This is a genomic window from Archangium violaceum Cb vi76, assembly GCF_000733295.1.
In the GTDB taxonomy this organism is placed as follows: Bacteria; Myxococcota; Myxococcia; order Myxococcales; family Myxococcaceae; genus Archangium; species Archangium violaceum.
Map to the genome: position 1 here is coordinate 1 of NZ_JPMI01000229.1, position 9,019 is coordinate 9,019.

Genomic DNA, 9,019 nt, shown 5'->3' on the forward strand with positions numbered 1-9,019 from the left:
CAGGCCCCGCAAAAGGAAGAGGGTGCTCGCGGCCCGGAGGCTCGCGGCACCCTCTTGGGTCCCTCCCGGTGGGGGAGGGGACTACTGCTCGACGATGTTGAACTCGGTGCGGCGGTTGTTGGCGCGGCCCTTCGCCGTGGCGTTGTTGTCGATGGGCTTCTCCTCACCGAAGCCCACGGCCTCCATGCGGCCCGGGTCGATGCCACGCTTGAGCAACTGCGCCATCACCGAGTCCGCGCGCGCCTGGGACAGCTTCAGGTTGGCCAGATCCTTTCCGAGCGAGTCCGTGTGACCCTCGATGCGGATCTTCTTGATCCTCGGCATGTCACGCAGCACCTGCGCCACGTCGTCGAGCACGGCGGTGCTCTGCTTGCCGATGATCCTCGCCGAGCCGGACGCGAAGAGGATCTGCTTCTTGATCTCGACCTTGTCCTTCTTGACGACGACCATCTTGTACTTCTTGGCGCACCCGCGCTCGCTACTCACGCCGGGCTCCTCGGGGCACACGTCCACGCGGTCCGGGATGCCGTCGTTGTCCTTGTCCGGATCCGGGCAGCCACGCATCTCCTTGGGGCCGGCCTCGTTGGGGCACACGTCCAGACGGTCCACCAGGCCGTCCTTGTCCGTGTCCACGTCCGCGCAGCCGCGCGTCTCCTGGGGGCCGGCCGCATCCGGGCACAGGTCCAACCGGTCGGGGATGCCGTCGCTGTCCTTGTCCGGATCCGGGCAGCCACGCATCTCCTTGGGGCCGGGCTGATCCGGGCAGACGTCCATGCGGTCCACCATGCCGTCGCCGTCCTTGTCATCGTCCGGGCAGCCGCCGTTCTCCAGCGGGCCGCTCTTGAGCGGGCAGCGGTCCAGGCCGTCGGGGATGCCATCCGAGTCGTTGTCCAGGTCCGGGCAGCCGTCCTCGTCCTGGAAGCCGTCCTTGTCCTCGGGCTCGTCCGGGCACTTGTCCTGCGAGTCCTCGACGTTGTCCCCGTCCTTGTCGGTGCGCGGGCAGCCCAGGTTCTGGATGGGGCCGGAGGCGTCCGGGCACTTGTCCGCGCTGTCGATGAGGCCGTCCTGATCGTTGTCCGACTCGGGGCAGCCGTCCGAGTCCTCGAAGCCGTCCTTGTCCTCGGGCTGGTCGCGGCACTTGTCGAGGTTGTCGGGGATGCCGTCCCCGTCGGCGTCGCCGGGGGCCTCCTCGGGGCAGCCCTGGTTGGAGAGCGGACCGGCGGTGAGCGGGCACTTGTCGTTGCCGTCCAGCACGCCGTCTCGGTCGTTGTCCGGCTCGGGGCAGCCGTCGGTGTCCTCGAAGCCGTCACGGTCCTCGGCACGGTCCGGGCACGGGTCATCCTTGTCGAGGATGCCGTCGCCGTCGGTGTCCTTCTCCTCGATCTGCACCACCACCTGCTGCGGCGGCTTGGGGGTGATCTCCACCTGGGTGGGCTGCGGGTCCGTCTGCTGCTGCGGCGGGGGCGTGGTGCCGTCCGGCCCGTCCTTGACCGTGACCTTCGCGGGGGCGCAACCCTTGGAGAGCTCCAGGGCCTTCTTGATGGCTTCCTCGGAGACGCGGATGTGCTCGGAGGCGCGGTAGCTGGTGCCCTGGCTCAGCTCGCCGCGGGCGAAGTCGAGGTGGGCCTCGGCGGTGGCGAGCTCCACCGGGGCGCAACGCATGGCGCCGCCGCGGCGGGCGCGCTCGATGTCGGCCTGGAGGACCTCGGACTGCGCGCGGACCTTGTTACCGCTCACGCAAGCGGTGCAGAGCAGCAGCAACGAAGAGGCGATGAGACGTCGCATCGGGTGGGTGCTCTCGCGTCAGGGGTTGGAGCTGGGGGAAGCGGCTTCTTCCGCGTTGGCGTTGGCCATGGCCCTGGTGCGGGCCTCGGCGGCGAAACGGGCGGCCTTCTCGGCGAAGTCCACCCCGGCCTGGAAGTCCGAGTAGCCGACCTCCTCGCGCGCCTTGCGGATGTAGAGATTGGCGGCCGTCCACTCGTAGGGGGCGAGCTTCTCGGCGCCAGCGGTGCGGGCCGCCTGGATCTGCACCTCGGCGTCCAGCAGGTTCGAGGTGGACCTCAGGGGGCCGCACCCGGCGACGGCTCCCGCCGCAGCCACCAGGACCAGGAGTCGCTTCATGGAAGGAGCCTCGGGATAAGGGCTGGAGGACACTAGGAGATGGGTCGTATCAATCGACTCGGGGAGGGTCAAGAATCGGTCAGTCGTACATCCCCGAGGAAGGGAGCGGGCCCGGCCGGGGTTTTGACAGCCGCGCTCCGGCCTTGTCATCGTGGCCGGCCGTGCGCACCCTGCCAGCCTGCCTGCTGCTCGTCATTGCCCTCACCACTCCGGCCGTCCAGGCCGCCCCGCCCTCCGTGCAGAAGCGCCAGGAGCGCCGCACGGAGACGCGGGCGCTCGCCCGGGAGGTGCTCGCGGGGAGGCTCCCGGTGCCCACCGCCGTCTCGCGGCTGCGGATTTTGCGGGAGGAGGCCTACGCCGCGGCGCTGATCGCCGAGGAGCTTCCCCAGGTGCTGGAGCCCCGGCGGCTGAGGGACGTGACGGCGGTGCTGGCGGGGCTGGAGACGCGCACGGCCGAGCCCGCCCTGGTGGGCCTGGCCGGGCACGAGGACAGCGCGGTGCGCATGTACGCCGTCCAGGGGCTGGGCAAGGTGCGCAGCCGGCGCGTGGACGTGATGCTGCCGCTGCTGGAGGACAAGTCGCTCGGGGCGCGCCGGGAGGCGGCTCGCGCGCTCGGGGCCACCGGCAACCCCCAGGTGGGCAAGGCGCTGCTCACCGCGGCGCGGGCGGAGTCGGATCCGCAGACGCGCGTGATGATGCTGGAGGCGGTGGGCGCCTCCGGTGACAAGAAGCAGGCGCCGGGCCTCAAGGCCTTCCTCGACGACAGCTCGGAGAGCACCCGCTTCGCCGCCGCCCGCGGCCTGTGCCTGCTGGGGGTCCCCGAGGGCTTCTCCTTCGCGCGCAAGCTGCTGTCCTCCGAGGACAAGCACGTGCGCCGCCAGGGCCTGGCCCTCTACGAGGGCGTGTCCGCGAAGCAGTCCGCGGCCGTGCTCCGCCCGCTGCTGGAGGACAAGGACCGCGCGCTCGCGGCCGGCGCGGCCCGGGTGCTCTACCAGGGAGGGGACAAGACGATGATGTCCTGGCTGGTGCTGGCCTCCTGGAACGCCCAGGGCGAGGAGAAGCTCACCTACGAGAAGGAGCTGGAGACGCTCCACCTCGCCGACGACGAGCGCAAGGCGCTGCTGCGCAAGGCGGGGGTCGTGAAGTGAAGGCCTTCGCCCTCGTCTCGGCGCTGCTGGCCCAGACGCCCGCCGCCGCCACCGCGCCCGCGGCACCGGCTCCGTCCGGCGCACCGGCGCGCCACACGCTCGAGGCGCCCATGAAGGAGCCCATGGTGGTGTGGGCCTCGCTCAGCCCCCAGGAGCGCGCCTCCTTCATCACCGGGGACGCGGGCCTGCCGCTGAAGGAGCGGCTGCTGCGGGTGAGCGAGCGCTTCCTGGGCACGCCCTACGTCCACTCTCCGCTGGGGGAGGGGAGCGGGGTGGATCCGGACCCGACCTTCCGGCTGGACGCGGTGGACTGCCTCACCTTCGTGGAGCAGGCGCTGGCCATGAGCCTGGCCTCCGCCGAGCCCGAGGTGGCGGGAGTGCTCGAGCGCCTGCGCTACGCGAGCGCGCCCACCTACGAGGAGCGCAACCACCTGATGGAGGCGCAGTGGCTGCCCAACAACCAGCGCAAGGGCTTCCTGGCGGACGTGACGCGGCGCTACGGCGGTGAGGACACCGTGCGGGTGCAGAAGACGCTCACCGCGGTGACGTGGACGTCCCGCTCCTCGCAGGCGCTGGCGCTGCCCAGGACGCACCAGCCGCGGGGCACCTACAACCTGGACATGATTCCGCTGGAGCGGGTGATGGCGCACGCGCGCCAGGTGCCCTCGGGCACCATCCTCGTGGTGCTGCGCGAGGATCTGCCGCTCAAGGCCACCCGGGTGACGCACCTGGGCTTCGTGGTGCAGAAGGGCAAGCGCACCTGGCTGCGGCACGCCCGGCGCGGCGTGGACGGCAACGGCCGGGTGGTGGACGAGGACCTGGAGACCTTCCTCGCCCGCAACGCGAAATACGACAAGTGGAAGGTCTCCGGCGTGAGCCTCTACGAGCCGCGCCGCCCCGAGGCGGGCGGCGGCGAGCTCGTCCGCTCTCCGTGATGACTCCACTCCCACTCGTAGTCGACTACGAGTGGTGTGGGTGGATGTCTCACCTGTCACTCGTAGTCGACTACGAGTGAGCCCCTGTTGGATGGCCCGGAGTCAGAGGGAGCCAGGCGGGGGCGCGGTGGCCTCCGTCTCGCGCTCCTCCTCCTCGGCGGCGCGGGCGGCCTCGTCGGCGGTGGAGTCCAGGCGGGCCTTTTCCTGCGCCAGCAGGGTGAGGGAGCGCTGCAGGTGCTCCTCGCCGACCATGATCTCCCACCAGGGCTCCAGGGCGCCGGTGGTGAGCACGTCCACGGCGCCGCCGCGGCGCGGCCGGACGAAGACGGGGATGCGCTCGGCCTCCAGCACGCGCACGTAGTCCTCGGCGGTGAGGGGATCCTCCGCGGTGGTGGCCCGGACGAACTTGCGGGTGTCGCTCTCGCTGGACAGCGGGATGTGGCGCTGGCTCATGGCTTCCGCGTCCACCAACTCACTGCCGGGACAATCGGCGCACATCTTCACGCCATCCTGGTATTCGGAACCGCACTGCGTGCAGTACTTCATCGTGCCTCCCTCCAGGATCCACACCCTGGCAACCGGGCCCGAGGTTAGCACGTGCGGCCTCAATGCCTGGCTGCTTCCCCCAGGCTTCCCACGGCGGCTGACAAGCGCTCGACATCAATGGGCTTGCGGAGCACCACGTCACAGCAGCCGGCGTCCACATTGGTGTAACCGGACACCAGGATGACGCCCGCCTTGGGCTGGCGGTGCTTGACCTCCTGGGCGAGCTCGGTGCCACACATGCCGGGCAGTGACTCGTCCGTGACAACCACATCGGGGTGATCGTTCTCGAAGGCCCGCAGTCCGGCGAGACCGTCCGACGCCGTGACGACGTCGAAGTCCATCTCGAGCAGCTCCGCGAGAAGCTCCCGGCTGTCGCCGTCATCCTCGACCAGCAACACCTTGATTCGCTCTCCCATGCGACTGAGCAACCCGGGAGCCCTCCAGAAACGTCCGCGCCTCCCGAGGGCTCCGTCCCTGGCCCGGGGAGCGGGCAAGAGAGCGGGCGAGAACGACGCTCACCGAATGTCGGCGGGCTGCCCATCTTGAGGGTCCAAGGGGAGGTGACGCGATGAAGGTACTGATGCGAGGTGTCCACCTGTCACTGACGGACGAGCTGCGGGACTACGCCAACCGGCACCTGGTGGATCCCCTCGTCAAGTTCATTGATGACGAGGCGACCGAGATCGAGATCGCCATGGTGGACATCAATGGTCCCAAGGGCGGCGTGGACCAGGAGTGCCGGGTGACGGTGCGGATGCCGGGCTTCGCGGGCATGCATGTGACGGAGACGGCGGAGACCATGTTCCACGCCATCGACGCGGCGCGTGACACGTTGGAGAAGATGATCACCCGGACGCTGGAGAAGCGGCGGGAGCAGGGCAGCCAGGGGCTTCCCCAGGACGTGCGCTTCTAGCGCGCGGACGGAGCCCGGACCCCTTGCCTGGTGTCCGGGCTCCCGGGCGGACCCTTCCCGGTTTCTTGCTGGCCCCGAGCGGTGGAAGCTATAAGCGGACACTTCACACCCCCCCCGGGCTAAAGGTCGGCGATGGTCCGCTTCAAGTTCTTCGTCTTCGCACTTCTGGTCCTCGGACTCGGGGTGGCGCATCTCCCCCTGGTCTCGGGAGCGCTGAGCGAGCGCGCCACCCAGGATGCCGCGGCCCCCGCCACGGCGGCCATCGCCGAGGTCTCCCGAGCATTCGACGCGCGCCGGCTCGCGGTGCAGGGCCTGGCGCTGAAGCTCGCGGCCAGTCCGGATGTGGCCACCGCCGTGCAGCCGCAGGTGGTGCCGCTGCCCAGGGGCAAGGGCATCCGCGTCGTGGAGCCGCCCACGGGTGAGCGTTTCACCAACCTGCGCGCCGCCGCCCGGGAGCTGGTGCCCGAGCCGCTCGCGGGCTCGCTCGTGCTCGCGCTCTCCACCACCGAGGGCTCGCTGTACGCGCGCGCCGACGGGGAGCCCGTGTCGGACGACACGCTGGACGTACGGGCGCTGCTGAAGGCGGGCAGCGAGGGCGTGCTGGTGGACGCGTTCGACGCGCTCCACGTCTTCTACTCCGTGCCGGTGCTGTGGAACGCCGAGGGCGGTCAGTCCCAGGTGGCCGCGACGCTGGTGGTGGGTGCGCCGCTGGTGGACGTCAAGGCGCTGGAGGGTGCGGCCCTGTCCTCCGGTGTCGCCGCGCTCGCGCTGGTACAGGGCGACAAGGTGCTGGGCACCGCGGGCGCGCAGAAGGAGCTGGCCGCCGAGGGCATCCAGGTGCTGCGCAAGGGCCAGTACGGCCACGTGGTGCGCAGTGGCAGCGTGCGCGGGTGGCTCTCCCAGGTGCCGCAGGTGAAGCTGCCGCTGTTCACCCGCTCCGATGATCTCAAGAGCAGCGAGGCCCCGCTCGCGGTGGGCTCGCGCCGGGCGCTCGAGGGCGGCCTCGAGGTCGTGGCCGTCTGCAGCGTGCTTCCCTTCATGACGGCGCTGGCGGACTACCAGCAGATCGCCCTCTTCGCGCTCATGTGCCTGCTGGGCTTCTCCCTGGTGTGGCTGCTGGTGATGGGCTCGGGCCGCGCCGCCGCCCCGGCCGCCGCCAAGGAGAAGAAGGACGAGAAGAAGGACAAGAAGAAGGGCAAGAAGGGCCAGGAGGAGGCCGAGGCGCAGGCTCCGGCCGCGGCGCCGCTCCCCGTGGCGCCCGTGCAGGAGCCGCCCGTTGCCAGCCCGGATGACTTCCCGTTCCCGGCCCGTGCCGCTCCGGCTCCCGCCGCGCCGGCCGCCGCCGAGGGAGATGCGTTCCCGTTCCCCGCGCCGCCGGTTCCGGGCGGGGAGGCGCACGCGGCTTCCGGTGGGGATGCGTACCCGTTCCCCGCGCCGCCTCCGGTGGCGGATCCGTTCGGCTCGCCCACGGTGCCGGGCAAGGATCCGTTCGCCGCGCAGGCCGGAGCCGGGGATGCTTTCCCGTTCCCCACGGGAGACGCGGGCGCGGACGTGGCCACGGCCGCCGCCCGGCGGGGCGCGTTCGCCTTCGAGGACCAGCCGACGGCGGCCTACACGCTGCAGCAGGCGGCGGATCCCTTCGCCGCGGCCGCCGCGCAGGCGGGCAACGCTCCGGGCTTTGGCGAGGACTCGCCTCCCGAGACGACCCGCGTGGCCGCCATCCCGCAGGAGTTGCTGGCGCGCTCGGCGCGTCCCAATACGGCCGAGGTCCCCCTGGCGTCCCAGCGGCCGGGCCACCCCGGCATGGCCGCTCCGTCCACGGCGCCCACGCCCGTCATGGGCATGCCGCCGCCTCCGCCTCCCACCGGCAGCGGTGCCATCGCCATGGCCGAGGAGCATCACTTCCAGGACGTCTTCCGCGAGTTCGTCGCGACGCGGGACCAGTGCGGCGAGCCCAATGACGGGCTCACGTACGACAAGTTCGTGGCCAAGCTGCGCAAGAACAAGGAGCAGCTCGTCCAGAAGTACGCGTGCAAGACGGTGCGCTTCCAGGTGTACGTGAAGGAGGGCAAGGCGGCCCTCAAGGCGACGCCCGTCAAGGAGTGACGCGCCCGGCGCCGCAGTGTTGTCTCCAGAGGGCTCCAGGTCTCGAGGACCTGGGGCCCTCTCGCTTTTCCTGGTAGCTGTGGCGGCTCGCTTTCGAGGAGGGACACATGAAGGTGGGCTTCGTCGGACTTGGCAACATGGGCCAGCCCATGGCGAGGAACCTGCGCGCCGCGGGGCATGAGCTCGTGGTCTACAACCGCACCCGCGAGAAGGCCGAGGCACTGCGCCAGCAGGGGGCCCGGGTGGCGGACTCGCCGGCGGACGCGGCGCGGGGGGTGGAGGTCGTCTTCTCCATGCTCTCGGATGACGCCGCGGTGGAGGCCGCCGTGCTCGGAGGCTCGGGCCTGCTGGCCGGGCTGGAGAAGGGGGCGCTCCACGTGTCGTCGAGCACCATCTCCGTGGCGCTCTCGGAGCGGCTGGCCGAGGCCCATGTGAAGGCCGGGCAGCGGTACGTGGCGGCGCCGGTGTTCGGCAGGCCCGAGGCGGCGGAGGCGAAACAACTCTGGGTGGTGGCCGCGGGCGCGAAGGCCGACGTGGAACGGTGCCGGCCGCTGCTGGAGGCGATCGGACGAGGGTTGTCGGTGCTCGGGGAAAAGGCCTCGTCGGCGAACGTGGTGAAGCTGTCGGGCAACTTCCTGATCGCCTCGATGATCGAAGCGCTCGGGGAGTCCTTCGCGCTGGCCCGCAAGTCGGGTGTCGAGCCCCAGGTGTTCCTGGAGCTGTTCCAGTCGGTGTTCGCGCGCTCGCCCATCTTCGAGCGCTACGCGGTGCTGATCGCCAACGCGCAGTACGAGCCCGCGGGCTTCAAGATGAAGCTGGGGCTCAAGGACGTGCGGTTGGTGCTGGAGGCCGCCGGAGCCGCGGAGGTGCCGATGCCCCTGGCCAGCCTCCTGCGAGACCACTACCTGGGCGGCGTGGCCCAGGGCAGGGGAGACCTGGACTGGTCGGCACTCGGGGCACTGGCGGCGGAGCGGGCGGGCCTCGGCGAGAAGTGAGGCCCCGCCGCGCTGTCGAACCCCGGCCTCGCGGCCGCCAATAGGGGAGCCCCCGACCCCAGGACACTCCCGGACCGATGTCCGCGGGTGCTGGAGAGGACTCCCCACCTCACTGAACGCATCTGACCCTGTGGCCTGACCGTGGCTATTTCCCCTCGCCCTCCGGGAGAGGGACGGGGTGAGGGTTCCACGCATCCCGGGTTGAATCCCTTGTCCCCACTTGTGGGCCACGGATTGGAGAACGGAGACAGGCAC

General features: G+C 70.9%; 9 protein-coding genes. 5 read left to right on the forward strand and 4 right to left on the reverse strand.

Going from position 1 to position 9,019, the window contains the following annotated elements:
- Positions 1-81: 81 nt before the first annotated feature.
- Together Q664_RS30830 and Q664_RS30835 are read right to left on the reverse strand one after the other, a co-directional pair.
- Complete coding sequence (locus tag Q664_RS30830; RefSeq protein WP_043403625.1) at positions 82-1,785, reverse strand: OmpA family protein; 1,704 nt, start codon at positions 1,783-1,785, stop codon at positions 82-84.
- 18 nt (positions 1,786-1,803) lie between these two features.
- Positions 1,804-2,121 (reverse strand): DUF4398 domain-containing protein, encoded by a 318-nt coding sequence (locus Q664_RS30835; protein ID WP_043403626.1) that lies wholly within the window; start codon positions 2,119-2,121, stop codon positions 1,804-1,806.
- A 161-nt stretch (positions 2,122-2,282) separates the two neighbouring features.
- On the opposite strand from Q664_RS30835, the gene Q664_RS30840 reads away from it, so the two are divergent.
- Entirely contained in the window at positions 2,283-3,269 is a 987-nt protein-coding gene (locus Q664_RS30840) for a HEAT repeat domain-containing protein (protein WP_043403627.1), read from the forward strand.
- Positions 3,266-4,204, forward strand: coding sequence for an N-acetylmuramoyl-L-alanine amidase-like domain-containing protein (locus Q664_RS30845; protein WP_043403628.1), 939 nt, complete (start codon positions 3,266-3,268; stop codon positions 4,202-4,204). The genes Q664_RS30840 and Q664_RS30845 overlap by 4 nt, the downstream gene beginning before the upstream one ends.
- A 102-nt stretch (positions 4,205-4,306) precedes the next feature.
- Here Q664_RS30845 and Q664_RS30850 read toward each other — a convergent pair whose 3' ends face one another.
- Positions 4,307-4,750: a putative signal transducing protein gene (locus tag Q664_RS30850; protein ID WP_043403633.1), complete on the reverse strand. Its 444-nt coding sequence runs from the start codon at positions 4,748-4,750 to the stop codon at positions 4,307-4,309.
- A 59-nt stretch (positions 4,751-4,809) separates the two neighbouring features.
- Positions 4,810-5,166, reverse strand: a complete 357-nt coding sequence (locus tag Q664_RS30855) for a response regulator (protein ID WP_043403629.1) — start codon at positions 5,164-5,166, stop codon at positions 4,810-4,812.
- A gap of 152 nt (positions 5,167-5,318) precedes the next feature.
- Between Q664_RS30855 and hpf the strand changes: the two genes are divergently transcribed.
- The 3 genes from hpf (at position 5,319) to Q664_RS30870 (ending at position 8,764) form a co-directional block, all read left to right on the forward strand.
- Complete coding sequence (gene hpf, locus Q664_RS30860; protein WP_043403630.1) at positions 5,319-5,663, forward strand: ribosome hibernation-promoting factor, HPF/YfiA family; 345 nt, start codon at positions 5,319-5,321, stop codon at positions 5,661-5,663.
- A 132-nt stretch (positions 5,664-5,795) separates the two neighbouring features.
- On the forward strand, positions 5,796-7,769 hold the full coding sequence (locus Q664_RS30865; protein WP_043403631.1) for an MXAN_5187 family protein: 1,974 nt from the start codon (positions 5,796-5,798) through the stop codon (positions 7,767-7,769).
- Between the two features lie 107 nt (positions 7,770-7,876).
- A complete protein-coding gene (locus Q664_RS30870; protein ID WP_043403632.1) occupies positions 7,877-8,764 on the forward strand; it encodes an NAD(P)-dependent oxidoreductase in 888 nt (295 codons plus the stop codon).
- Positions 8,765-9,019: the final 255 nt, after the last annotated feature.

Bases quoted from the DNA above. Each gene is read 5' to 3' on its own strand.
- hpf (WP_043403630.1), top strand. From the start codon at position 5,319: ATGAAGGTACTGATGCGAGGTGTCCACCTGTCACTGACGGACGAGCTG.
- Q664_RS30870 (WP_043403632.1), top strand. From the start codon at position 7,877: ATGAAGGTGGGCTTCGTCGGACTTGGCAACATGGGCCAGCCCATGGCG.
- Q664_RS30830 (WP_043403625.1), bottom strand. From the start codon at position 1,785: ATGCGACGTCTCATCGCCTCTTCGTTGCTGCTGCTCTGCACCGCTTGC.
- Q664_RS30865 (WP_043403631.1), top strand. From the start codon at position 5,796: ATGGTCCGCTTCAAGTTCTTCGTCTTCGCACTTCTGGTCCTCGGACTC.
- Q664_RS30855 (WP_043403629.1), bottom strand. From the start codon at position 5,166: ATGGGAGAGCGAATCAAGGTGTTGCTGGTCGAGGATGACGGCGACAGC.
- Q664_RS30835 (WP_043403626.1), bottom strand. From the start codon at position 2,121: ATGAAGCGACTCCTGGTCCTGGTGGCTGCGGCGGGAGCCGTCGCCGGG.
- Q664_RS30850 (WP_043403633.1), bottom strand. From the start codon at position 4,750: ATGAAGTACTGCACGCAGTGCGGTTCCGAATACCAGGATGGCGTGAAG.